Here is a 24,909-nt window from a genome sequence, read left to right as displayed (position 1 = left end):
CAAGCGCGGCCGGACGGCGGTCTCCGGGTTCCGACCTGATTCGTTTCACCCAACATTGATTCAATCTCAAGCATGCAGATGGTAGTTCTCGGCTGGTTCGGCGCATCGGTCGTCTGGTTCCTTCCGCTTCTCTGGCGCATCGTCAAGCTGGCGCTGCCGGGCAGCGGGGGCGTGCGCGGCCCCGGCACGATCCGCCTCTGGCTCGGTTTCGTCGGCGTGTTGCTCGCGAGCAGCACGCTGGAAGGCGCGCTCGCACACTCCCTCGAAACGCAGGCAAACATCAACCGTCTCGGGCGCGCGCTCGCCACCGCGTTGAGCGGACTCGTGCATCTGGGCGGCGCAGCCGCGATCGCGGCAGTCGTGCTCGCCATCTTCCTGCCCTGGCTGATCGAATTCAGCTGGCGGTCGGTGCTCGCGTGGGCGGACGAAGCGTTCGGCTTCGGCTTGCCGCAAAGCTGGCTCACGCCGCGCGAGCGCGAAAGCGAGCCGCGGCAAAGCGCGCCCGGCCGCGACAAAAAACGCGACAAGTCGGGCAACTGGTTCGAACGCCGCGCCCGCGTGCGAGCCGCGCGCGACTTGCAGGAACGTGGCCATCGCGCCGAGCGTTTCGATGCGCCCTCGCCGCGCACGTCGCACGACGAGCCGACGCTCGGTCTTCCGACCGCCCCGCGGAGCACCCGTTATCAGCGGCCGACAGCGTGGCGCCCGCCTTCGAACGGCAAGAGCGCTGTCAATCGCGCGTCGACGGCCACCGCGAGCGCCATCGCCACCGCCGAGGCTTACGCCAAGCGCCCCGCGTTCGAGGCCGCCGGCGTCTCGCCTCCGGTCACGCAGATGGAGCCGGTCGCGCCTTCGGAATGGCTGAATCCGTCCGCGTCGCCGGGGAATCGCGAGGCACGTGCGCCGTTCGCGCCGCGCCGGGCGTCCGCGTTCGAGCCTTCGGGCTCGGGCTTGCGCGCATCCGTCGCTGTCGACAAGCCGCGCGCATCCGCGCCGCCGACGCCCGCGCCCCGTATGGATCGTCCCCGCGCTCCGGTGACTTCGATACCCGCGCAACGGTCGTCGGGCGTGGCGAGCACATCTACGTCAATCGCGACGGGCATGAGCGGCGCGCGCAGAACGCCTCTTCCACAAGCGCCACAGGGCATCAGGCGTGCGCCGGCCGCGCGTCCTTCCGCAGTCGCCGGAACGCGCGAGTTTGCGCCCACGCCGCTCGCCGCGCCCGCGTTCTCGCGCCCGGCCAAGCCGCTCGGGCCGCCCGCACCGCCGCCCGCACCCGATGCGATTCAGGCGACGTTGCGATCCATCGAAGAGAAAACCGCGCTGTGGACCTCGCTCGCGGGCGCGAGTCTCGCCCGCGGACACGTGGCGATGGCGCGCGCCGGCCAGTCCGAGATTCAGCCGAACGCAGAGGCGAAGCCGTTGACGACGGCCGATGTGAACATCGCCGGAACGGTGCTCGAACCGCGCATCGCGCCGCACGCGCCGCTGCCTGCAAAAGCCCAGGAAATCGACGCGCGTATCGAGCCTGCGGCCCCGCCGCCCGCAAAGGCCGAGGAAGTCGAGCCGCACGCACCGCCGCCCGAAAACGTGCAGGAATTCGAAGCGCCCATCGAGCCGCCGCTGATCGACGCGCACGTGATCGCGCCCGCGCTCGTCGAGCCGCCGCCGCTCTTCGACTTGCGTCTGCCGGAACCGCTGGCCGCCGATGTCGCGATTGCGCCGCCGCCCCCGGCCCATGCCGAGTCGACCGCGTTCAACGCAAACGAAACGGAAGTCGAAGCAGACGCGCCGCAAGAGGCGGCGGAGCTTCCGCCTGTCGCGCGACATCGGGAACAAGAAAATCACTCGCGCGATATCGCACCGACGCCGCCGTGGCTCGACGCACCCGATTCCCGCGACGGCCACAGCGAGCCCCCTGCCCCGCCGCTTCTGCGCGTCGCCGACGAACCGGACGACGTGCTCGACATGCCCGAGGAAGAGCCACAGCGCATCGCCGGGCGCCAGGTTGCGGGCGACGAATTCGCGTCGCCGTCGAACGTCGTGCGCTTTCCGGTCAGCGCCGCGCCGCCCGTCGTAACCCAGGCTCCGAGTCAACCAAACGCGACGCCACCCGAACCGCGTCCGCCCGTACGCGGCTCCTTGCCGACCGAGTTCGAATTCCACGCGCCGCACGCATCGGCGGTGGAATTGCCGACGCTCGATCTGCTCGAACCCGCGTCCGGCGAGATCGAGCCCGTCTCCGAAGAGCATCTGAACGAAACGGGCCAGTTGATCGAGCAGCGTCTGCAGGAATTCAAGGTGCCGGTGACGGTCGTCGGCGCGTCCGCCGGTCCGGTCATCACGCGCTTCGAAGTCGAGCCGGCGCTCGGCGTGCGCGGCAGCCAGATCGTCGGCCTGATGAAGGATCTGTCGCGCGGCCTCGGCCTCACGTCGATTCGCGTCGTCGAAACGATTCCCGGCAAGACCTGCATGGGCCTCGAACTGCCGAACGCGAAGCGCCAGATGATCCGCCTCTCGGAGATTCTCGAGGACGACGTGTATCGAACGTCGAAGTCGAACCTGACGATCGCGATGGGCAAGGACATCGTCGGCAATCCGGTCGTGACGGACCTCGCCCGCGCGCCGCACATGCTGGTCGCGGGCACGACGGGCTCGGGCAAGTCGGTCGCGATCAACGCGATGATCCTCTCGCTGCTCTACAAGGCGAAGCCCGAGGACGTGCGTCTCATCATGATCGATCCGAAGATGCTGGAGCTGTCCGTCTACGAAGGCATTCCACATCTGCTCGCGCCGGTCGTCACCGACATGAAACTCGCGTCGAACGCGCTCAACTGGTGCGTCGGCGAAATGGAGAAGCGTTACCGGCTGATGTCGGCGGTCGGCGTGCGCAATCTGCAAGGTTTCAACCAGAAGATCCGCAACACCGAAGCCGCGGGCAAGAAGCTCACGAACCCGTTTTCGCTCACGCCCGACGCGCCCGAGCCGCTTTCCACGCTGCCGCTCATCGTCGTGGTCATCGACGAACTCGCGGACCTGATGATGGTCGCGGGCAAGCAGATCGAGCAGTTGATCGCGCGTCTCGCGCAGAAGGCGCGCGCGGCCGGCATCCATCTGATTCTCGCGACGCAGCGGCCTTCCGTCGACGTGATCACGGGCCTCATCAAGGCGAACATTCCGACGCGCGTGGCGTTCCAGGTGTCGTCGAAGATCGATTCGCGCACGATTCTCGACCAGATGGGCGCGGAATCGCTGCTCGGCGCGGGCGACATGCTGTTCCTGCCGCCCGGCACCGGCTATCCGCAGCGCGTGCACGGCGCGTTCGTCGCGGACGACGAAGTGCATCGCGTGGTCGAATATCTGAAGCAGTTCGGCGAGCCGGAGTATGAGGAAGGCATTCTGTCCGGGCCTACCTCCGAAGGCGGCGGCACGCCGGACCTCTTCGGCGAAACGCCCGACGCCGAAGCCGATCCGCTTTACGACGAAGCCGTGGCCTTCGTCGTGCGCACGCGGCGCGCGTCGATTTCGTCGGTGCAGCGGCAGTTGCGCATCGGCTATAACCGCGCGGCGCGCCTCGTCGAGCAGATGGAAGCGGCCGGGCTCGTTTCGTCGATGAGCAACAACGGCAACCGCGAAGTTCTCGCGCCGCCCGGCCCGGCGGAGTGAGCGCTACCAGAGACGCAGGCGGCGCAAGAGAAAGATCGTGATGGCGGCGCAGCCCGTCATCACGCCGACGACGACCCAGAACGACGCCGGATCCTTCGTTCCCGGCAATCCCGCCACGTTCATGCCGAAAATGCCCGTCACGAGCGTGGCGGGCAAGAGCAACGCGGACATGATCGCGAGCCAGAGCAGCTTGCGGTTGATGTCTTCCGACAGCGCCGCGGCGATTTCATCCTGCAACAGCTTCGCGCGTTCGTAGAGACCTTCCAGGCCGCCGCCCAGGCCGTTCAGCACCTGGATTGCCTGCACGAGCGCTTCCATCGAACGCGGTTCGGCCCATTCGAGCTTGCGCAACACGAGTTGCGTCAGCGCGTTGCGCTCGGGATCGATGAACCGCTTCACTTCCACGATGCGCCGCCGCACGTCGCCCAGCACCGCGCGGCATTTCGAATGGCTTCCTTCGAGCACGCTTTCCTCGACATCGTCGAGACAGTCGCCGATTTCGTCGATGCGGTCCGCGAAGGTATCGTTCAGCGCGCGAATGAGTCCCGCGAAGAGGTCGACGGTATCGCGGAAGATCGCGCCCTCGAGCACCGCGTGGCGCAACCGGTCGGTCGATTCCAGCGGCCGCGCGCGCACCGTGATCATGCGATGTTTGTCGACGTAAAAACGCAGCGCACCGGTCGCGCGGTTCGCTTCGCGCACGCCGGGCGCGGCGGCATCCGGCGTCTTCGCGACGAGTTCGAGGTCCGCGACGACGCCGTACATGAAGTTCGAGCCGATATGCACGCGCGGACGCTTATCCTCGCCGTTCAGGAACTCGCGCGCGACATCCGGCATCGACGTGACGCCTTCGAGCCAGCCTTCGACGGTGTCGTCGTTCGCCGACAGATGCAGCCACGTCGGGCCGTCGCCCACGACGGAATCGCGCGCTTCGTCCCATGTCAGCCGCAGCGCCTCGCCGCCGGCGAAGCTGAACGCGCTGATGAAGCCCGGCGGCGCCGGCTCGTTGCGCTTGGGCGGGCGCTCGCGTGAATCGAATGGTCGAGTCGTGTTCAATCTTGCATTCCCTGCTGTTTCCTTTCGTTTTCCTCAGTACACCTTTCAGTCGAATGCGAGAGAAAAGCGCCTCGGAAACGCATCGTACTAGAACTCGTAGCGCCCCCAAAAGAACGCGACGTCGCCGTCGTTCAGGCCCGGGATGCACGGGATGATCGTCGCCATGATCGACGCGCGCCGCGACGCCGACGAAGAACCCGCCACCCGCCTGCAAGCCGCCGAGCACCGGCTTCTTGTACCACTGGCGCGCGTAACCGCCGATCGGTTCGAAGTTGCGATGCGAATCCGAAAAGGCGAACGCAAACAAAATGTCCTCGTTGCCGTTCGCATCCGTCCAGTGCTTGCCCGCGCCGCCGCCGTACGACCATGGGTTCAGTTCGCTGCGATTGTCGAAGCCATCGACATGCCAGCCGTAGCCGGTCACGTAGAGATCCCATGTGCCGTCGTCGGCGACGCGCATCACACGCTGGCACGCCGACGACATTCGGTCCCGCTTGAAATCGCATCGCTTGTTTTCGTCCGCGCGGACCGCGAACGGCGCGCACACCATCGAAACCATGACCGCCTTGACCAGATTTTTTTCATCGTCGTCGGACAGCGCGTCGCTCGTGGGTCGCGGCTCGACGGCCGCTTTGGTCTCTCCGATCAGGCCATCACGACGGCGACACGAACTTGAAATCGACCGGCGAGCCGATCGACAGCTTCTTCGGGTCCGACGCGAGCTCGCCCGTCTGTGGATCGCGGCGGAAGAAGTACGCGCTGTCGCTCTCCTGATTGCCGACGATGAGCCAGCGCCCGGTCGGGTCGATCGCGAATTCGCGCGGCGTCTTGCCGAGCGTCGGGTAACGTTTGACGAGCTTCAGATGGCCGTTCTTCGAATCGACCGCGAACTGGACGAGCTCGTTGGCGTCGCCGCGATTGGTCGCGTAAAGGAAGCGCCCGTCCGGCGACAGATGAACCGCGCCGCCGCCGATCTTGCCTCTGAAGCCGGGCGCGATCAGCGACACGTTCTGGACCTGCGCGAGCTTGCCGTCGCGGTAATCGAACACGTACACGGACGCGTTCAGTTCGGTCGTCAGATAGGCGTGCCTGCCGCTTGCGTCGAAGATCAGATGGCGCGGTCCGGAGCCCGCCTTCATCGGCGTAAAGCGCGCTTCGGTCGGACCGAGGAGGCCGCGGCCCGATGCCGACGGATCGGGCGTGTAGCGATAGGCGAACACTTTGTCGACGCCGAGATCCTGCGCAAAGAGATACTTGCCGTCAGGCGAGAACACGGTCGAGTGGACGTGCGAGTTGTCCTGCCGTCCCTTCACCGGTCCGCCGCCTTCGTGATGCACGGTCAGCACGGAGTTGCCGACGTGTCCGTCGGACGACAGCGGAAAAACCGCGAAGCTGCCGCCCGGATTCGAAGCGACGGAGTAGTTCGCGGTGAGCAGATATTTTCCATCGGGCGAAAGCGCGAGATAGCACGGATCGTTGCCGTCAGATGAAACGCGGTTGAGGAAGCTCAACTGGCCGGTCGCGCGATCGAAGCGAAAGGCGCTCACGCCGCCGCGCTGCGTCGCGGGGCCGTTGTCGCCGGGCAATTCGTTCACTGCATACACGTAATTCCGGTCGCGGCTCACGACGAGATACGACGGATTGACCGTCTGCGCCGACGCGATGCGGGACAGTTCGCCGTTGCCCGTATCGAAGCGATACACATAGATGCCTTCGCTCTTTCCGCCGCCCGTGTAGGTGCCGATGAGCAGATCGTAGATCTCGCCGGCCGACGCGCTCGTCGTGGCCGCGCCGCTCGCTGCGGCAGGCGCGGCGGGCGTCGCGGCGGTCTGCGCGAAGGCTTGCGCGGCCGCGAGCGACAGCATCAGCGCGATGCCTTTCGCCCACGCGACAGGCCTCGTGCGCATCGGGCGCGCGTCTTGCAATACGGGCATCAGCGAATTCGCGCCGCAGGGATGGCTCGGGTGCATGAAACCTCCTCATCGTCTCTTTGCTGCTTGTTGTCGGGGGCGACGCGCGAGTTCGCCGGCATCGCAAGGCCCAAGGACGTGCGAGAGCAAATTCCGCTCCAAACGGCGCGGACCGCCATCACGAGCGACGGGGTTCGCCGCCAAGATACACCGCGCACGTCAGGCCAACCGACACGATTCGAACCAACAACAGGAGTTGCCGCGATGACTATTCACCTAAGCCTTGGCCCGCTGGTTTCACTGATCGCCGGGATCCTGATTCTCATCATGCCGCGGTTGCTGAACTTCATCGTCGCGATCTATCTGATCGTGATCGGGCTGATCGGTCTGTTCGGTATGGGATCGGCTCATTTCTGACGGGCGCGCGGCTGTCGTTGTGACGCCGATTCACGTCGACGGTTCCGCAGATGCGGCCGCAAACGCCAACGCGCACTAGATGATCCGCGCGCGTGCGCAAAGTGTCACGAAAGAAGGACACGCACGACCGGCGTGGGTTCGTCAGCCGTTCGTGAGTTGGTCCAGACGCAGGCGTCCCTGCAACGACAGCGCGCCGACCGAGACGCCCGCGGCGCAGAAACTATAGCGGCTGAAACAGCCGCGCTCGGTGAGGAAAGCAGCGGCGGTTTCCATCGCGTTGCGCGATAGACCGAGATGCTTGTGATCGAGCGCGAGAAGCACCTCGGCGTCCGAGACGCAGCTCGCGGCGGAAAGAATGGCGTTGCAGTCGGCGTTCGACGGACAGAGCACGGGTTCTGTTCCACGAAAACGCTACGTTAGGGTTCAAACGGGACAGGCAGGGCCCGCAAGTGCGAACGCGCCGGACCGTGCATGAAAGACGCGTGAAAGGCTCCAAAAGTTTCGGCGAACCTCGTTCTTAACATCAGTCGAATGTCCTTTCAACGTCCCGACCGGCGCTTCGCCAGTGCTTTTTCGCCAGCGCGGCGCGGCGCACCGTGATCGCACGCGGACGGGTTTTCTGCTTGCCGCGAACGATTGCGGCAGAATGCGGCCAGACAGCATGCGCGGCGTGCGTCGCTTCATCCGCCGATGACGCCGCGCTTCGCTCGGGGCGCGCCGCGTCCCGACTCTTTTGCTCAACCCGCGGCGCGTTTCGATCCGGCCCGCGCCGCCAGCAGGACGATGTTCACTTATGCCAGCACTGATCGAAGACTATGCGATGGTCGGCGACGGCCACACCGCAGCGCTCATTTCCCGCGACGGCTCCGTCGATTGGCTCTGTTGGCCGCGCTTCGACTCCGGCGCGTGCTTCGCGGCGCTGCTCGGCACGCCCGAGCATGGCCGATGGCTCCTCGCGCCCGAGATGCCCGACGGCGAAACGCCCGTCATCAGCCGCCGCTATCGCGAGGACACGCTGGTCCTCGAAACCGATTTCGAAACGCCGCAAGGCGCGGTGACGATCGTCGATTTCATGCCCTTGCGCAACGGGCATTCGGAGCTCGTGCGCATCGTAATCGGCCGGCGCGGCACGGTGCGCATGAAGATGGAACTCGTGCTGCGCTTCGATTACGGCTCGGCCGTGCCCTGGGTCAGCCGCCTTCCCGACGATAGCGGCATCCGCGCGATCGCCGGACCGGATCTCGCGGTGCTGCGCACGCCGGTCGATCTCGTCGGTGAAAACATGCGCACCACCGCCTGCTTCGACGTGAGCGCCGGCGAGCGGGTGCCCTTCTCGCTGTGCTATTCGCAGTCGCATCTGCGTCTGCCGCACGCATCCGATCCCCAGACGCAACTCGCGCGCACCGAAAACCACTGGCGCGAATGGTCGGGGCAAAGCGAACTCAAGGGCCGCTGGGCGGGTGCGATCCGCCGCTCGCTCATCACGCTCAAGGCGCTCGCCTATGAGCCGACCGGCGGCATCGTCGCTGCGCCCACGACCTCGCTGCCGGAGCAGCTCGGCGGCACGCGCAACTGGGACTATCGCTACTGCTGGCTGCGCGACGCGACCATCACCCTGCTCGCGATGATGCGCGGCGGCTACTACGACGAAGCCCGCGCGTGGCGGGCGTGGCTGGGCCGCGTGATGGCGGGTTCGCCGTCGCAGATTCAGATCATGTACGGCATCGCGGGCGAGCGCCGCCTGCCCGAGTGGGAGATTGCGTGGCTGCCCGGCTACGAGGGCGCGGCGCCGGTGCGCATCGGCAATGGCGCGGTCGATCAGTTGCAGCTCGACGTCTACGGCGAAGTGATGAACGCGCTGCACCTCGCGCGCGTCGGCGGCCTGCAGAGCGACGAAACCGCCTGGTCGATCCAGTGCGCGATGATGCAACACCTCGACACGATCTGGGAACAGCCCGACGAAGGCATCTGGGAAGTGCGCGGCGGACGCCAGCACTTCACGTTTTCGAAAGTCATGGCGTGGGTCGCCTACGACCGCGCGATCAAATCGGCGGAAAAGTTCGACCTGCCCGGCCCGATCGACCACTGGCGCGAGATGCGTACGCGCATCCGTGCCGAGGTGTTGAAGAAGAGCTGGAACCCGGCGCTGAACTCGTTCACGCAGGCCTACGGCAGCGATGCGCTCGATGCAAGCCTGCTGCTCATCCCATTGCTCGGATTTTTGCCGCCAAAAGATCCGCGAGTGACCGGAACCGTACATGCGATCGAGACCATGTTGACGCACGATGGCCTGGTGAAGCGCTATCACACCGCCGAAGTCGCGGACGGGTTGCCGCCGGGAGAAGGCACGTTTCTGGCTTGTAGCTTTTGGCTGGTCGACAATCTGGCGCTACAAGGCCGGATCGACGAAGCGCACGCGATGTTCGAACGCCTCGTCGGTCTCGCGAACGACGTCGGACTGCTGGCCGAGGAATACGACACGGTGGCAAAGCGCATGGTCGGGAATTTCCCGCAGGCCTTCACCCACGTGGCGCTGGTCCACACCGGGATGAACCTGATGCGTCACGAGGAGGAAATGGCGAAGGCGATCGGCCAGCCGTCCGGCGCGGAACATCACGGCGAAACGGAAGCGCAAGCCGAGATCGATGCTGCAACCGGAAAGTCCTAAATCTCTGTTTCATTTGATGAAATTGGCGTTTACCGGTAATATTGGTGCAATGCACAAAACGTAAGATGCCGAGATGTGTTGTTTCCAGGCCGGCAAGTTCGACCGATCAGTTGAATTGAATGCTTAATGCGCGGAAAATCTTGCGCGCGCTCCCAGCTTCATTTTCAAAGTCGGTATTGCGCGGGCGGCAGCACGGAAAGGCAGGCAGGACGCATCGCAGGAAGGACAGTGCCCCGGCAGCATGGCGACAGCCCGCCGCGCCGCCGGGGGTCATCGAATGCCGTTGAAGTTCATCGCCGGATGCATTGCCGGATCAACGGGTACCGGTTTCCACCGGAGTTACTGGGGCAACCATGCTCTATCAAATTCACGAATTTCAGCGAGCCATGCTGTCTCCCCTCACAGCATGGGCCGAGGCCGCATCGAAGTCGTTCGTCAACCCGGCCAGCCCGCTCGCCTACATTCCGGGCTCCAGCCGTCTGGCCGCGGGTTACGAGTTGCTCTACCGGCTCGGCAAGGACTACGAGAAGCCCGAGTTCAGCATTCATCAGATTGTCAAGGACGGGCATAACATCCCGATCGTCGAGCAGACGGTCATCGAGAAGCCGTTCTGCAGGCTCCTGCGCTTCAAGCGCTTCGCCGACGACAGCGCTACCGTCACCAAGCTGAAGAACGAGCCGATCGTGCTCGTGTGCGCGCCGCTCTCGGGCCATCATTCGACGCTCCTGCGCGACACGGTGAAGACGCTGCTGCAAGACCACAAGGTGTACATCACCGACTGGATCGACGCGCGCATGGTGCCGATCGAAAACGGCCCGTTCCATCTGGACGATTACGTCGAATACATTCAGGAGTTCATCCGCCACATCGGCGCGAAGGACCTGCACGTGATCTCGGTGTGTCAGCCCACCGTGCCGGTGCTGGCCGCCATTTCGCTGATGGCGAGCCGCGGCGAAGACACCCCGCGCACGATGACGATGATGGGCGGCCCGATCGACGCGCGCCGCAGTCCCACGTCGGTCAACTCGCTGGCGAACGAGCACTCCTACGGATGGTTCGAGAACAACGTCATTTACACGGTGCCGGCGAACTATCCGGGCGTCGGACGCAAGGTGTATCCGGGCTTCCTGCAGCATGCGGGCTTCGTCGCGATGAACCCCGAACGCCATCTCACGGCCCATTGGGACTTCTATCAAAATCTGCTTCGCGGCGACGATGACGACGCCGAGCAACATCGCCGTTTCTACGACGAATACAACGCCGTGCTCGACATGGCCGCCGAGTATTACCTCGAGACGATCCGCATCGTGTTCCAGGAGTTCCGGCTTGCCGAAGGCACGTGGGAAGTGAACGACGAACTCGTGCGTCCGCAGGACATCAAGCACACTGCGCTCTTCACCATCGAAGGCGAACTCGACGACATCTCCGGTAGCGGCCAGACACGCGCCGCGCACGATCTGTGCACCGGCATCCCCGCGAAGCATAAGCGGCATTTCACGGCGGAGAAGGCAGGCCACTACGGCATCTTCTCGGGCCGACGCTGGCGCACGATGGTGTATCCGCAATTGCGCGAGTTCATTCTCGAACACGACAAGACGCCGAAAACGGAAGCCGTGCCCGCGTAGGCACGAACCCGAGCACGAATGCGACGGGACCGATTCCATCGCACCAAATGAAAACGTCGCGCCTTGCAAAAAGGCGCGACGTTTTTTCTTTCGACAGCGCCGGATCAGCGGCGCGTCAGATAAGCGAGCAGCAACTCGGTGTTCATGCGGACGATCTGCTCGCGCTGGCTTTGCTCGCTGAAATCGAGCCCGAAAGTCGCTTCCAACGTGAAGCGATTCGAAACGATGTAATAGCCAAGCCCCGACAGCACGATATACAGCTTGAGCGGATCGACGTCGGTGCGAAACAATCCGGCCTTTTGGCCACGATCGAGAATAGCAGTGAGCGTCGTGACGATCGGCGAAATAAGCTCGCGGATTCGATTCGAACCTTTGATATATCTTGCCTCATGCAGGTTTTCATTATTGATGAGGCGCAGCAATTCCGGATGATCCCGGTAATAATCCCAGACGAAATGTGCGAGACGCGTCATCGCCTCGATGGGCGCGATGCCGTCGAGTTCGAGCGTGCGCTCGGCATCGACGAGCGCGGCCAGCGCATGTTCGAGCACGGCGGTGAATAACTGCTCCTTGCTACCGAAGTAGTAGTAGAGCATGCGTTCATTGGTCTCCGCCCGGCGCGCGATCTGATCGACGCGGGCGCCGAACAGACCTCCGGCAGCGAACTCTTCTGCGGCGGCAAGCAAAATACGGCGCCGGGTGCCTTCAGGATCTCTTTTGATTTTCGGCTGATTCATGGTGGCATGACTCGGGAGCCGCGTTGCCGGATTAGCGTCACGCGGCCCGCATTGGGGTACATGACGTGAACGGGCGCTGCCCAGGGTTATTGGGAAACACCGTCCTGCGGTCAAACGGAAAAGCGCTTCGATTATGCGCACATCGAAGGACATTGGCAATTAGGATTGAAAGCCATCCGGCACGACGAGTGACGACTTCGGCGATAATGTCGGTCAAAGCCGAGCGCGTGCCCGAAATGCGGGACACGCGCCGAACAGGCAGCGTGCCGCCGTCGTCGCAGTGGACGTGATCACAGCCACGCGCATCGCCACGTCGCGCACATGCTGCGCTCGTCCCCAAGGCATCATCGCAATCCCTCGTGACCGCAACTGTTCCCAAGACGCTCGCAGAGCGCATCGAAGATCTGCTGCCGCAGACGCAATGCACCAAGTGCGGCTACCCTGCGTGCCGACCTTACGCCGACGCCATCGCCGCGGGCGAGGCGAACTACAACCAATGCCCGCCGGGCGGCGCCGAAGGCGTCGCGCGGCTCGCCGCATTGCTCGGCAAGCCCGATATTCCTCTCGATACGACGCATGGCGTCGAGCGTCCGCGGCCCGTCGCGGTGATCGACGAGAACGTGTGCATCGGCTGCACGCTGTGCATGCAGGCGTGTCCCGTCGATGCTATCGTCGGCGCGGCGAAGCAGATGCATACGGTCATCGCCGAACTGTGCACAGGCTGCGATCTGTGCGTGCCGCCCTGCCCGGTCGATTGCATCGCGATGGTGCCCGTGACCGGCGAGCGCACCGGCTGGGACGCATGGAGCCAGCAAGAAGCCGATGCGGCGCGCGCACGGCACGACCGCCGCGTCGCGCGTCTCGAGCGCGAGCGCGCAGAGGCCGAGGCGCGGGCAAGCGCGCGTCAGACAGCGCGCGCGGCGCACGTCGACCAGCCGATCCGGGAAACGCCACCGGCGCAAACGGCCGCGCCAAACGCAAGCGACGATCCCGAAGCGAAGAAACGCGCGATCATTCAGGCCGCGCTGGAACGCGCGCGCAAGAAGAAGGAAGAGATGGCCAAGCTCGGCGCGGGGCCGAAGAACACCGATCACCTGAGCGCCGCAGTGCAGGCGCAGATCGACGCCGCCGAGCAACGCCGGCGCCGTCTCGGCCTCGCGAACGACGAAAACGCGCTCCATCCCGGCGACGGCGATCGCAGCGACAAACCCGCGTGAGTACGGACATCGAATCATGAACGCCACGAAGCGCCGCGCCATCTACGAGACGTTGCAAAGCCTGAATCCGCATCCGACGACCGAGCTCGAATACACCACGCCGTTCGAACTGCTGATCGCCGTGATGCTCTCCGCGCAGGCAACCGACGTCTCCGTCAACAAGGCGATGCGCAAGATGTTTCCCGTCGCCAATACGCCGGCGGCGGTGCTCGCGCTGGGCGAAGAAGGCGTAACGGAGTACATCCGCACGATCGGGCTGTATCGCACGAAGGCGAAGAACGTGATTGCCACGTGCCGCATTCTCATCGATCAATACGGCGGCGAGGTGCCCGACAATCGCGAGGCGCTCGAAGCGCTGCCGGGCGTCGGACGGAAGACGGCGAACGTCGTCCTGAACACGGCGTTCGGGCAGCCGACGATCGCCGTCGATACGCACATCTTCCGCGTCGCGAATCGCACGGGGCTAGCGCCGGGCAAGGACGTGCGCGCGGTCGAAACCGCGCTCGAAAAGTTCACGCCGAAAGAGTTTCTGCACGATGCGCATCACTGGCTGATCCTGCATGGGCGTTACGTGTGTAAGGCGCGCGTGCCCGAGTGCTGGCATTGCGCGATCGAGCCGCTCTGCGAATATCGGCCGAAGACGCCTGCGCCCGTCGAATGAGCGTTTGGGCAGACCGGGCGCGTCGCGGTCTACAATAGCGGATTCAGAAACCCGCAACGAATCAACACGTTATGTTCAACCCCAGTCGCGACGAAGTCCGCCAGTTCTTCACCGAAACCTGGCGCAAGGAGCGCGCCGGCGAGATTCTGACGCCGCTCGAAAGCATGGCCGCCGACTGGATCGGCGAGCATCCCGAATATCACGACGAGCTCGTGAATCCGGAATCGCGCGTTGCCGATTACTCGCCCGATCGCGGCCAGACCAATCCGTTTCTGCATCTATCGATGCATCTTGCGATCAGCGAGCAATTGTCGATCGATCAGCCGCCGGGCATCCGCCGCGCCCACGACAGGCTGGTCGCGCGCCTGGGTTCGCCGCACGACGCGCAGCACGCGATCATGGATTGCCTCGGACAGGTGATCTGGGAAGCGCAGCGCTCGGGCACGCCGCCCGATACGGACGCCTATCTCGCGCTCATCGAGCGCCGTGCTTCGCGCGACTAAGCATCCGAAAAAACGCGCCGTCGAAATGAAAACACCCCGCTTGAGAAGCGGGGTGTTGTCGTCTGCGGACGAATCTGCGAAAGCCGCACGCTTACTTCTTGAGCACGAGACTGCCGTCGAGCGATTCGATATACGCCGCGAGATCCTTCAGATCGCTCTGCGACAGGCTCTGCACCTGCGCCGCCATGATGGCGTTGTTGCGGCCGAAGTTCGGGTTGTTGCCGCCGATCTGATACTGGCGCAGCGCCCAGTAGATATAGCTCGCATGCTGGCCCGCGAGCCGCGGATACTCGCCGCTCACCGGCTTGTTGAGACCGGGGCCGTGGCAGGCCGCGCAGTTGTGGCTGTCGGATAGCGCCTTGCCGTTGCTCACGTCGGCCGCGTGCGCCACGCCGACCGTCATGCCGATGAGCGCCGCTGCCGCGCATGCTGCCTTGAAGCTGGTGTGAAGTGCCTTGGAGGGCTTCATGGATTCTCCTTCCCGTTATCGCTTTGCCGTGTCACGGGCGGATCACTTGTCGGGATTGTTCTTCGATTGGGGAGTCTGCGCGGCATAGTACGCGGCGATATCGGCGATGTCCTGATCCGACAGCGTCGTCGCGATGGCGCGCATCGTGTCGAAATGACGGTCGCCCTTCTTGTAGGCGTGCAGCGCATTGGCGATGTACTGCGCATTCTGGCCGCCCAGCATCGGCACTTCGTAGACTTCGGGATACGCGGTCCGATAGCCGGGGATGCCGTGGCAGCCGATGCACATCGCGACCTTGCCCTCTGCGGCCTTCGCGTTGCCGACGACGTCGGCCGACGCCTGGGTCGCGAAGCCGGCGAGACCGGACAGCGCTGCAATCACGGCACATTTGCCGACGAAATTGTTCATAGCTCTTCTAACCTGGCTTGAGGGGAAATCCGGCGCTCCAAAGGCCGCGGCCCGCGCCGAGCGCTTACAACCTTCTCGGGACTGTTTGCTGCTACAGGGTGTGTCGCCACGCAGGCCAAAAAAATCGCGCTAATTGTACCGCGCGACCTACCCCCCGTCCACACGCGAACCGCGCCGAAGCCCTTCTGGCAAGGGGAATCGGCTGAAAAGCAGTCGTTCGGCCTGCGACAATTCGTCCCTGTACACGCCATGAGCCCGCTTGCGCGCACGCTGAAGACGCGTTCGAGCACGCTACGGCAACGCGCCGATAGAGCGGCTCAAACGATACCCGGCACGCCTCAATGCCGAAAGGTCTTCTGACTTATACTGGGATTTTTTTCCCGACCGGATCTTCGTCATGCGTTTCGAAGGCTCATCGCAATACGTCGCAACCGACGATCTCAAGCTCGCGGTGAACGCCGCGATGACGTTGCAACGGCCGCTGCTCATCAAGGGCGAACCCGGCACCGGCAAGACCATGCTCGCGGAAGAAGTCGCGGGCGCGCTCGGCATGCCGCTCCTGCAATGGCATATCAAGTCGACGACCAAGGCGCAGCAAGGCCTGTACGAATACGACGCAGTCTCGCGGCTGCGCGATTCGCAACTCGGCGACGAGCGCGTGAAGGACATCCGCAACTACATCGTCAAGGGCGTGCTGTGGCAGGCGTTCGACTCGGACCAGCAGAGCGTGCTACTTATCGACGAGATCGACAAGGCGGACATCGAATTTCCGAACGATCTGTTGCGCGAACTCGACCGCATGGAGTTCTATGTGTACGAGACGCGCGAGCTCGTGAAGGCGAAGCATCGGCCGCTCGTGATCATCACGTCGAACAACGAGAAGGAACTGCCGGACGCGTTCCTGCGCCGCTGCTTCTTCCACTACATCCGGTTCCCGGACGCCGAGACGATGAAGGCGATCGTCGAGGTGCATTTCCCCAACATCAAGCAGGACCTGCTCGCCGCCGCGATGCAGAGCTTCTTCGAGCTGCGCAACGTGTCGGGACTCAAGAAGAAGCCGTCGACGTCCGAACTGCTCGACTGGCTCAGGCTGCTTCTCGCCGAAGACATTCCGCCCGAAGCGTTGCGCTCGTCAGATCAGAAGCAGATCGTCCCGCCGCTGCACGGCGCGCTTCTGAAGAACGAGCAGGACGTCGCGCTGTTCGAGCGCCTGCTCTTCATGAACCGCAACCATCGCTAAAAGAAAATGAGCCGCTGGATCGAACCCGTCACACTGGAAGGCGAGCATGTCAGGCTCGTACCGCTCACGCGCGAACACGAACCGGCCCTTACGGCCGCCGCGAGCGATGGCGAATTGTGGAAGCTCTGGTACACCTTCGTGCCCTCGCCCGACAAGACGCGCGGCTATATCGAAACGGCGCTCGACATGCGCGAGCGCCTCGGCGCGCTGCCGTTCGCGGTGATCGATGCGAAGACGGGCGATGTCGTCGGTTCGACGCGGTACTTCAATGTCGATGAAGCGAATCGGCGGCTGGAAATCGGCCATACGTGGTACGCAAGGCGCGTGCAGAAGACCGCGCTCAACAGCGAAGCCAAGTTGCTCCTGCTGACGCACGCGTTCGAAAAGCTCGATGCCATCGCCGTGGAGTTCCGCACGCATTTCATGAACCACGCGTCGCGCACGGCGATCGCGCGGCTCGGCGCGAAGCAGGACGGCATCCTGCGCAATCATCAGGTGGGCCGCGATGGCGTGTTGCGCGACACCGTCGTGTTCTCGATCATCCAGTCGGAGTGGCCTGCGGTGCGCGCCAATCTGACCTACCGCCTCGACCGCTGAAACTCGACACGATGGAGAGCGCGCCATGCTGATCGACTTCTTCTACTCGCTGCGCGACGCGAAGCTGCCCGTCTCGGTGAAGGAATATCTGACCTTGCTCGAAGCGCTGAGGGCACAGGTGATTTCTCCGTCGCTCGACGAGTTCTACTTCCTCTCGCGCATGACGCTCGTGAAGGACGAGAAGTACTTCGACAAGTTCGATCGCGCGTTCGGCACGTATTTCCACGGCGTGACGCAGCTTCCCGACGAAGCGTTCGATATCCCGCTCGACTGGCTCAAAAAGCGCCTCGACCGCGAATTCACCGCGGAGGAAAAGAAGCGCATCGATGCGCTCGGCGGCCTCGACAAGCTCATGGAGCGTCTGAAAGAGCTGATGGACGAGCAGAAGGAGCGGCACGAAGGCGGCAACAAATGGATCGGCACGGGCGGCACCTCTCCCTTCGGGCACGGCGGCTATAACCCGGAAGGCATTCGTATCGGCGGGGAATCGTCGGGGAATCGCACCGCCGTGAAAGTGTGGGACGAGCGCGCGTACAAGGACTACGACGATCAGGTCGAAATCGGCACGCGCAACATCAAGGTCGCGCTGCGTCGCTTGCGGCGCTTCGCGCGCGAAGGCGCGGCCGAAGAGCTCGATCTGCCCGATACGATCCGCAGCACCGCCGCCAACGCGGGCTGGCTCGATCTCAAGATGGTCCCGGAGCGTCACAACAACGTGAAGGTGCTGATGCTCCTCGATGTCGGGGGCTCGATGGACGATCACATCAAGCGCGTCGAAGAGCTGTTTTCGGCGGCGAAGGCGGAGTTCAAGCATCTCGAGTTCTACTACTTCCACAACTGCGTGTACGACTATTTGTGGAAGCACAATCGCCGCCGTCACACCGAACGCACGCCGACCTTCGACGTGCTGCACAAGTTCACGCCCGACTACAAGCTGATCTTCGTCGGCGACGCGACCATGAGCCCCTACGAAGTGCTGCAGCCCGGCGGCTCCGTCGAATACAACAATGCCGAAGCGGGCGCGGTGTGGCTGCGCCGGCTTGCCGATCAGTTTGCGCATCACGCGTGGCTGAATCCCGAGCCCGAGCGGCTATGGGAGTATCGGCAGTCGATTTCCGCGATCCGCAATGTCCTCGGCAATCGCATGTATCCGCTCACGATGGCAGGCCTCGAAACCGCCATGCGGGCGCTGTCGAAATAAAACCAATAGAACCAGCATGAAAGCTTCCGCTCCGGCGCCCGCCGCGCCGCGCTTCTTGTTTGACACTTCACTGTCCACCGTCGTCGCCGGCTTCGTCGCGATGATGACCGGCTACACCAGTTCGCTCGTGCTGATGTTCCAGGCGGGCCAGGCCGCGCATCTCACGAACGCGCAGATTTCATCGTGGATCTGGGCGCTCTCGATGGGCATGGCGGTCTGCACCATCGGGCTGTCGCTGCGTTATCGCGCGCCGATCGTCGTCGCGTGGTCGACTCCGGGCGCGGCGCTGCTCGTGTCGTCGCTGCCGAACGTCGCGTATGCCGATGCGATCGGCGCGTTCATCGTCTGCGCGGTGCTCTTGAGCGCAGTCGGTCTCACCGGCTGGTTCGACACGCTGATGAAGCGCGTTCCGTCGGGTATCGCCGCCGCCTTGCTCGCGGGCATTCTGTTCGAGATCGGCATCGAGATTTTTCGCGCGGCCGAGCATCGGACGGCGCTCGTCATCGCGATGTTCTTCACGTATCTCCTGGGCAAGCGCTTCGTGCCGCGCTACGCGATTCCGGCCACGCTCGTCGTGGGCATCACGATCGCGGGCGCGCTCGGGCTGCTCGACTTCACGCACTTTCACGTCGCGCTCGCGCATCCCGTTTTCACGATGCCCGCGTTCTCGCTCGCCGCGGCGGTGAGCATCGGCATTCCGCTTTTCGTCGTCGCGATGGCGTCGCAGAACGTGCCGGGCATCGCCGTCCTGCGCGCCGACGGCTACACGACGCCCTCCGCCCCGCTCATCTCGACGACCGGCATCGCGTCGCTCGTGCTCGCGCCGTTCGGCTCGCACGGCGTGAATCTCGCGGCCATCACCGCCGCGATCTGCACCGGCCGCGAGGCGCACGAGAACCGCGAGAAGCGCTACACGGCGGCGGTCTGGTGCGGCATTTTCTATCTGGTCGCGGGCACGTTCGGCGCGACTATCGCCGCCCTGTTCGCGGCATTTCCGAAGGAGCTGGTCGTGTCGGTCGCGGCGCTCGCGCTCTTCGGCTCGATCATGAGCGGCCTCGCCAACGCGATGCACGACGCGCGCCAGCGCGAGCCCGCGCTCGTCACGTTCATGGTGACGGCATCGGGCCTCACGCTGCTGTCGATCGGCTCGGCGTTCTGGGGATTGATCGCGGGCGTCGCGACACATTTCGTGCTCAACGCCCGGCGATCCTGACGCAGCCTACAATGACGGGATCGGCCCCGCTTTCCGGCCGTCTCTCCGCAACAGACATTCGTATTCCGTCATGGCTCTGATCGACAAACTGCTGGCGCGCTCCACGCCGCCCGGCGCCACCCAGAAACGCAAGACTATCGTGCGCGTGCTGCTCGACGACGCCGGGCACGTCCAGGACGTCGTTCTCAAGATGAGCTGCGGCGATCAGGCGAAAGACGCCCACGCACTCGACGAGGTCCGCAAAATGCGCTTCGCACGGGGTCAGCTCGGCTCGGGCACGGTGCGGCGCTGGCACGAACTCGCCTACGCGGTCGACTGAAGGCCCCCGCTCGAAACCGGCGCGCACGGTATCAGCGAGCCAGCCACGCTCGGGACTAGAATGGGAGAATGACAATCAGGGGCGCGCCGCGCGAACGAAGTCGCCGCACGGTGTCGCAATCATGGCAATCCGCGGGTTGATTCCCGCAATTTGACAAGGCGCAACGCGTCTGAGACTCGACATGACATCCGCTCTCGACCAGCTCAAGCAATACACGACCGTCGTCGCCGACACGGGCGACTTCCAGCAATTCATCCAGTTCAAGCCGCAGGACGCGACCACGAATCCGTCGCTGATCCTGAAGGCCGTCCAGAAGGACGACTACAAGCCGCTGCTCGAAAAGACCGTCAAGGAGCACGCGAAGAAGCCGATGCCGCAGATCATCGACAATCTGCTCGTGGCGTTCGGCACCGAGATTCTCAAGATCATTCCGGGCCGCGTGTCCACCGAAGTCGACGCACGCCTCTCGTTCGACACGAAAGCGTCGATCGACAAGGCGCACGACATTATCAAGCTGTACGAGAACGCGGGCATCGGCCGCGAGCGCGTGCTGATCAAGCTGGCGTCTACGTGGGAAGGCATCCGCGCGGCCGAGGTGCTGCAGAAGGAAGGCATCCACTGCAACATGACGCTGCTCTTCTCGCTCGCGCAAGCGGTCGCGTGCGCCGAAGCGGGCGCGCAACTGATCTCGCCGTTCGTCGGCCGTATCTACGACTGGTACAAGAAGTCCGCCGGCGCCGAGTGGGACGAAGTGAAGAACGGTGGCGCGAACGATCCGGGCGTGCAGTCGGTGCGGCGCATCTACTCGTACTACAAAAAGTTCGGCTACAAGACCGAGGTCATGGGCGCGAGCTTCCGCACGGTGAGCCAGATCACCGAGCTCGCCGGCTGCGACCTGCTGACGATCAGCCCCGATCTCCTCAAGAAACTCGCCGACAGCAACGACACGGTCGAGCGCAAGCTCTCGCCGGAAGCGGTGGAGAACGAGAACGTGGAGAAGATCGCCGTCGACGAACCGACGTTCCGCTTCCTCGTCAACGACGACGCAATGGCCACCGAAAAGCTCGCCGAAGGCATCCGCGCATTCGCCGCCGACGCGATCAAGCTGGAAAAGCTGATCACCGCGCTTCAATGACGCATGTTTGAACGGAACCGCATATCGCGCCGGAACATCGGTGCGATATGCGGTTTTTTCTATTTCGCTGCCTAATGACGTAATTTGACTCTTTCCGAGTCAGCGTGGAACCGCGTTGCAATAGACTTTCGGGCTTCGGCGGCATGTCCGCTTCATTTGTACGGAGTCACCGGTCATGCAACTGGACACCTATATCTTCTTTAACGGCGATTGCGCAGCCGCGCTCGAACTCTATCAGGCAGCATTCGGCGCGCAGATCGCCGCGCTGATCCGCTTCCGCGACGCGCCGGACGGCGGCAACGCACCGCCCGACTGGCAGGACAAGGTCATGCACGCGGTCTTCTGCGTCGGCCCGAACGCGATCATGGTCTCGGACGGCCGCTATGGTCAGCCGCGCAAGGATTACTCGGGCTTCACGCTGTCGATCTCCGCGAACGACGCGCCGTCCGGCGAGCGCATCTTCAACATGCTCGCTGAAGGCGGCAATGTCCTGACGCCGTGGCAATCCACGTTCTGGACACAAGGCTTCGGCATGCTGACGGATCGTTTCGGCGTGCCCTGGCTCATCAACGTCGTGCACGAAGGCGAAGCACCGACGGCCTGAGTTTCATCGCTTCATCGCTTCATCGCTTCAAGATTGAGCGGCCGCGCGCCTTCGATATTCCACTGCCGCTCGATTTCCGACAGACGCAGCCGCAGGCGATCCACCTGCTCCACGAAACGCATCGCGAGCCAGTGCATGCCCTGCGTCGTCGCGTTTCCATCGTCGTCCGGGCAAGGCGGCACCCCCGACGCATCCACCGCGCGGTACAGCAAACCCACACGCCCGAAGCGCAACGCGCGCGCCATCTGCAGAAGCTGCTGGCGCACCGCGTACTCGCCCGGCGAACACGCAATCGCGAAACGGCTAGGCGCGGCACGCGCGACTTCGGGCATCGACATGACCAGCATTTCCAGCGCCGCGAGAATCGAGCGATGCAGCCGCTGGATCTCTTCGAGCCGCGCCATCGGCACATTGGTTTCCTTCGCGACCGATTCCATCAGAGCGCGCGACTGCACGAGCCGCTGGCTCATCGCGTAGAAGCGCCGCGTGGTTTCCTCCGCGAGAAGCGGCGTGCCGTCGAGTAACGCGCCGTAGAGTTTTGCGCACTCGCGCAGATTGTCCGCGAGGCGGTAGCGCCAGGAATACGTTGCGTATTGCGGCAGGACGAACGAAAAGCCGAGCGCGATCACGACGCCGATCATCACGTTGGCCGTGCGCCACAATCCGGTGGAAAACGGCAGGTCGCCGTGGCCGGAGACGATGACCATGGTGATCGCCGTGAGCAGCGCGACATAGCCCGCCTTGCCGATCGCGTAGTAGGCGCAGCCGCCCGCGATCACGCACATCAGCACGAAGAACACCATCACGGAGCCGGTGAGCATCTGCGCGAGAATGAGCACGAGTCCGAAGAACGCGCCGAGCGCCGTGCCGAGCGCGCGCTCGCCCGCCTTCTTGCGGATGTTGCCGTAGTGCTGCAAGCCGCCGATCACGACCAGCACCGATACCGACGCCCACACGCCGTGCGGCATGTCGATGCCCGTCGTGACCGCGATCGACACCGCCATCGCGAGTCCGACGCGCACCGCATGAATTACGTTCGCGTGCCGGTAGCGGAAGTACGGCGACGCGATCGAATGAAAGAGGCGCGCGAGACGGCTACGCCCGAGTGACGTCGATGTCGGAGAAAGCATGGTTCGCTCACGTCGATGAAACACGCACGCCCGTCGAGCGAAGGCTGTCGGAAAACGAAACGCCCGTAACGGCCGGATGGCTATTACGGGCGTTTTACCAGCTTTTCGCGCGCCGCGCCGGGGCGTGCGCGATCGGTCGATCGCTCGGGATCAGCCTTCCACGATATCCAGATAGTCTTCCGGACGCGTGCGGTCATCCGAGCGCTTGAGGCCCAGCACACGCACGAGCAGGCTCACGACGATGGAGACGATCAGGTTCGCGATCAGCGCCCACACCGCCGCGTAGCCCGGCACGACATAGCCGAAGAGATGCAGCGGATAGATCGAGCCCTTCAGTTGCAGCGACACGGCCATCCACGTGCCGACGCCGATGCCCACCGCCCAGCCGAACAGCAGGCCGCGATGGTCGAGCACGCGCGTATAAAGCCCGAGCACGAGCGCGGGCAGCGTCTGGATGATCCAGATGCCGCCGAGCAGTTGCAGCTGGATCGCGTAGGTCAGCGGCAGCGCGAGAATGAAAACCACCGCGCCGACTTTCACGATCAGCGAAACGAGCTTCGCGACGTTGGTTTCCTGCTCCGGCGTCATCGACGTATTGACGAACTCGCGATGCACGTTGCGCGTGTAGAGATTCGCCGCCGCGATCGACATGATCGCCGCCGGAACCAGCGCGCCGATGCCGATCGCCGCGAACGCCACGCCCACGAACCACGACGGGAAGTAGTGCAGGAAGAGCGCGGGCACCGCGAAGTTCGCGCCGTAGGCCTTGAAGTACGACGCGTACTCGGGCATGTCCTTCACGCCCGATGCGAGCGCCATGTAGCCGAGCAGCGCGAGCAGGCCGAGCACGAGCGAATACGCCGGCAAGAGCGACATGTTGCGGCGGATCGTGTTGCCGGAGTTCGACGAGAGAATCGCCGTCACCGAGTGCGGGTACAGGAAGAGCGCGAGCGCGGAGCCGACCGCGAGCGTCGCGTACGCGCTGTAGCCGTTCAGGCTCGCGGCATCGGGCGCCTTCAGCAGCAGCTTCTCGGGCGGCACGACGCTGAAGATATGCCCGAAGCCGCCGAGCTGCGCCGGAATCACGATCATCGCGGCGATGATGGTGATGTAGATCAGCACGTCCTTCACCACGGCGATCATCGCGGGCGCGCGCAGGCCCGACGTGTACGTGTACGCCGCGAGAATCGCGAACGCGATGATGAGCGGCAGATCGCCGACGAAGCCTTGCGTCGAGAACCCGAGCGCGCCGATCACCACTTCGATGCCGACGAGCTGCAGCGCGATGTACGGCATCGTTGCGACGATGCCAGTCAACGCGACGGCGAGCGCGAGCATGCGGCTGTTGTAGCGCGCGTGCACGAAGTCGGCGGCGGTCACGTAGCCGTGACGCTTCGCGATGCTCCAGAGCTTCGGAAACACGACGAATGCGAACGGATAGATGAGGATGGTGTACGGCAGCGCGAAGAAGCCCGTCGCGCCCGCGCCGAACACGAGCGCCGGCACCGCGACGAACGTATAGGCGGTGTAGAGATCGCCGCCGAGCAGGAACCACGTGACGATTGTGCCGAAGCGGCGGCCGCCGAGGCCCCACTCGTCGAGCTGGGCGAGATCGCCTTTGCGCCAGTGCGCGGCGATGAAGCCGAGAATCGTGACGCCGACGAAGAAGAGAACGAAGACGAAGGTTGCAGTGGCGTTCATCATCGCGCACCTCCGTTCTTGCGTCCCGAAGGCAGCGCCTTTGTCTTCTTATAGACGACGGCGGTGATGACCGCGCTGATCAGCACCCATAGGAGCTGATACCAGTAGAAATACGGAAAGCCCCACAAAACGGGCTCGATCTTGTTGTAAAACGGCACCCATACCACACCGATCCACGGAAGGATCAGAAGCCAAAGCCAATGCTTGTTGCGCGGTTGTCCGGTGCCGGTCGTAGCTTCGTGAGCCATGAACGGTCTCCTCTTGTTTTGTTTCGCGTCGTTATTGCGAGCCCGGCGGGATGCCGGTGTCGGATAGACATGCCGCTGAAAGCGCCCCGAAATAACAGAGGGAGTATATGGACCCTTAAAACACGGTCAAGCAGGGGGATTCCCGACTATTCCGCTGTTTTGAAAGCATCGTGTAAATAGGCCA

At 64.0% G+C, this 24,909-nt stretch carries 23 protein-coding genes and 1 pseudogene; 14 read left to right on the top strand and 10 right to left on the bottom strand.

Going from position 1 to position 24,909, the window contains the following annotated elements; all coding sequences use genetic code 11:
- Positions 1-72 precede the first annotated feature (72 nt).
- Positions 73-3,666 carry a DNA translocase FtsK gene (locus tag NCS28_RS04115; RefSeq protein WP_250512591.1) on the top strand — a complete coding sequence of 1,198 codons (3,594 nt, stop codon included), beginning with the start codon at positions 73-75 and terminating at the stop codon, positions 3,664-3,666.
- 3 nt (positions 3,667-3,669) lie between these two features.
- Here NCS28_RS04115 and NCS28_RS04110 read toward each other — a convergent pair whose 3' ends face one another.
- The 3 genes and pseudogenes from NCS28_RS04110 to NCS28_RS04100 all read right to left on the bottom strand — a co-directional run bounded on the left by NCS28_RS04110 (position 3,670) and on the right by NCS28_RS04100 (position 6,692).
- Positions 3,670-4,722 (bottom strand): transporter, encoded by a 1,053-nt coding sequence (locus NCS28_RS04110; RefSeq protein WP_250512590.1) that lies wholly within the window; start codon positions 4,720-4,722, stop codon positions 3,670-3,672.
- A gap of 205 nt (positions 4,723-4,927) precedes the next feature.
- Positions 4,928-5,182: pseudogene (locus NCS28_RS04105) on the bottom strand (antimicrobial peptide resistance and lipid A acylation PagP); the annotation flags it as partial.
- Positions 5,183-5,375: 193 nt separating this feature from the next.
- Positions 5,376-6,692, bottom strand: coding sequence for a lactonase family protein (locus NCS28_RS04100; RefSeq protein WP_250512589.1), 1,317 nt, complete (start codon positions 6,690-6,692; stop codon positions 5,376-5,378).
- Positions 6,693-6,896: 204 nt separating this feature from the next.
- On the opposite strand from NCS28_RS04100, the gene NCS28_RS04095 reads away from it, so the two are divergent.
- Positions 6,897-7,049, top strand: a complete 153-nt coding sequence (locus tag NCS28_RS04095; RefSeq protein ID WP_074168899.1) for a DUF3096 domain-containing protein — start codon at positions 6,897-6,899, stop codon at positions 7,047-7,049.
- Positions 7,050-7,190: 141 nt separating this feature from the next.
- On the opposite strand, the gene NCS28_RS04090 is transcribed toward NCS28_RS04095, so the two are convergent.
- A complete protein-coding gene (locus NCS28_RS04090) occupies positions 7,191-7,439 on the bottom strand; it encodes a hypothetical protein (protein ID WP_250512588.1) in 249 nt (82 codons plus the stop codon).
- 403 nt (positions 7,440-7,842) lie between these two features.
- On the opposite strand from NCS28_RS04090, the gene NCS28_RS04085 reads away from it, so the two are divergent.
- On the top strand, positions 7,843-9,717 hold the full coding sequence (locus NCS28_RS04085; protein WP_250512587.1) for a glycoside hydrolase family 15 protein: 1,875 nt from the start codon (positions 7,843-7,845) through the stop codon (positions 9,715-9,717).
- 353 nt (positions 9,718-10,070) lie between these two features.
- Positions 10,071-11,342 (top strand): polyhydroxyalkanoate depolymerase, encoded by a 1,272-nt coding sequence (locus tag NCS28_RS04080; protein ID WP_250512586.1) that lies wholly within the window; start codon positions 10,071-10,073, stop codon positions 11,340-11,342.
- Between the two features lie 104 nt (positions 11,343-11,446).
- Here NCS28_RS04080 and NCS28_RS04075 read toward each other — a convergent pair whose 3' ends face one another.
- Entirely contained in the window at positions 11,447-12,079 is a 633-nt protein-coding gene (locus NCS28_RS04075; RefSeq protein WP_250513053.1) for a TetR/AcrR family transcriptional regulator, read from the bottom strand.
- A gap of 359 nt (positions 12,080-12,438) precedes the next feature.
- On the opposite strand from NCS28_RS04075, the gene rsxB reads away from it, so the two are divergent.
- The 3 genes from rsxB to NCS28_RS04060 all read left to right on the top strand — a co-directional run bounded on the left by rsxB (position 12,439) and on the right by NCS28_RS04060 (position 14,460).
- Positions 12,439-13,296: an electron transport complex subunit RsxB gene (gene rsxB, locus NCS28_RS04070; RefSeq protein ID WP_250512585.1), complete on the top strand. Its 858-nt coding sequence runs from the start codon at positions 12,439-12,441 to the stop codon at positions 13,294-13,296.
- Positions 13,297-13,312: 16 nt separating this feature from the next.
- Positions 13,313-13,957, top strand: coding sequence for an endonuclease III (nth, locus tag NCS28_RS04065; RefSeq protein ID WP_250512584.1), 645 nt, complete (start codon positions 13,313-13,315; stop codon positions 13,955-13,957).
- Between the two features lie 71 nt (positions 13,958-14,028).
- Positions 14,029-14,460 carry a DUF1841 family protein gene (locus tag NCS28_RS04060; RefSeq protein WP_250512583.1) on the top strand — a complete coding sequence of 144 codons (432 nt, stop codon included), beginning with the start codon at positions 14,029-14,031 and terminating at the stop codon, positions 14,458-14,460.
- Positions 14,461-14,551: 91 nt separating this feature from the next.
- Here NCS28_RS04060 and NCS28_RS04055 read toward each other — a convergent pair whose 3' ends face one another.
- Positions 14,552-14,929: a c-type cytochrome gene (locus tag NCS28_RS04055; protein ID WP_250512582.1), complete on the bottom strand. Its 378-nt coding sequence runs from the start codon at positions 14,927-14,929 to the stop codon at positions 14,552-14,554.
- Positions 14,930-14,971: 42 nt separating this feature from the next.
- Positions 14,972-15,337: a c-type cytochrome gene (locus tag NCS28_RS04050; RefSeq protein ID WP_061121774.1), complete on the bottom strand. Its 366-nt coding sequence runs from the start codon at positions 15,335-15,337 to the stop codon at positions 14,972-14,974.
- Between the two features lie 397 nt (positions 15,338-15,734).
- Here NCS28_RS04050 and NCS28_RS04045 point away from each other — a divergent pair, with 397 nt between their 5' ends.
- The 7 genes from NCS28_RS04045 to NCS28_RS04015 all read left to right on the top strand — a co-directional run bounded on the left by NCS28_RS04045 (position 15,735) and on the right by NCS28_RS04015 (position 21,646).
- Entirely contained in the window at positions 15,735-16,577 is an 843-nt protein-coding gene (locus tag NCS28_RS04045; RefSeq protein ID WP_250512581.1) for an AAA family ATPase, read from the top strand.
- A 6-nt stretch (positions 16,578-16,583) separates the two neighbouring features.
- Positions 16,584-17,174, top strand: a complete 591-nt coding sequence (locus tag NCS28_RS04040) for a GNAT family N-acetyltransferase (RefSeq protein WP_250512580.1) — start codon at positions 16,584-16,586, stop codon at positions 17,172-17,174.
- Positions 17,175-17,199: 25 nt separating this feature from the next.
- Positions 17,200-18,375, top strand: coding sequence for a vWA domain-containing protein (locus tag NCS28_RS04035; protein WP_250512579.1), 1,176 nt, complete (start codon positions 17,200-17,202; stop codon positions 18,373-18,375).
- A gap of 16 nt (positions 18,376-18,391) precedes the next feature.
- A complete protein-coding gene (locus tag NCS28_RS04030) occupies positions 18,392-19,588 on the top strand; it encodes a benzoate/H(+) symporter BenE family transporter (protein ID WP_250512578.1) in 1,197 nt (398 codons plus the stop codon).
- Positions 19,589-19,658: 70 nt separating this feature from the next.
- The gene (locus tag NCS28_RS04025; protein ID WP_250512577.1) at positions 19,659-19,907 is read left to right on the top strand and encodes an energy transducer TonB; all 249 of its coding nucleotides are present in this window, start codon (positions 19,659-19,661) and stop codon (positions 19,905-19,907) included.
- A gap of 181 nt (positions 19,908-20,088) precedes the next feature.
- On the top strand, positions 20,089-21,042 hold the full coding sequence (tal, locus tag NCS28_RS04020) for a transaldolase (RefSeq protein ID WP_250512576.1): 954 nt from the start codon (positions 20,089-20,091) through the stop codon (positions 21,040-21,042).
- Positions 21,043-21,217: 175 nt separating this feature from the next.
- Positions 21,218-21,646 (top strand): VOC family protein, encoded by a 429-nt coding sequence (locus NCS28_RS04015; protein ID WP_250512575.1) that lies wholly within the window; start codon positions 21,218-21,220, stop codon positions 21,644-21,646.
- An 11-nt stretch (positions 21,647-21,657) separates the two neighbouring features.
- Here NCS28_RS04015 and NCS28_RS04010 read toward each other — a convergent pair whose 3' ends face one another.
- The 3 genes from NCS28_RS04010 to NCS28_RS04000 all read right to left on the bottom strand — a co-directional run bounded on the left by NCS28_RS04010 (position 21,658) and on the right by NCS28_RS04000 (position 24,725).
- A complete protein-coding gene (locus NCS28_RS04010; RefSeq protein WP_250512574.1) occupies positions 21,658-22,776 on the bottom strand; it encodes an FUSC family protein in 1,119 nt (372 codons plus the stop codon).
- Positions 22,777-22,926: 150 nt separating this feature from the next.
- Positions 22,927-24,477 (bottom strand): monocarboxylate uptake permease MctP, encoded by a 1,551-nt coding sequence (gene mctP / locus NCS28_RS04005; RefSeq protein WP_250513052.1) that lies wholly within the window; start codon positions 24,475-24,477, stop codon positions 22,927-22,929.
- A complete protein-coding gene (locus tag NCS28_RS04000) occupies positions 24,477-24,725 on the bottom strand; it encodes a DUF3311 domain-containing protein (RefSeq protein ID WP_008350708.1) in 249 nt (82 codons plus the stop codon). Before NCS28_RS04000 ends, mctP begins: the two co-directional genes overlap by 1 nt.
- Positions 24,726-24,909 lie beyond the last annotated feature (184 nt).

It is taken from the genome of Caballeronia sp. INDeC2, from assembly GCF_023631325.1.
In the GTDB taxonomy this organism is placed as follows: Bacteria; Pseudomonadota; Gammaproteobacteria; order Burkholderiales; family Burkholderiaceae; genus Caballeronia.
The sequence above is the reverse complement of the archived record's forward strand: the minus strand, read 5'-3'. Positions and strand labels throughout refer to the sequence as shown.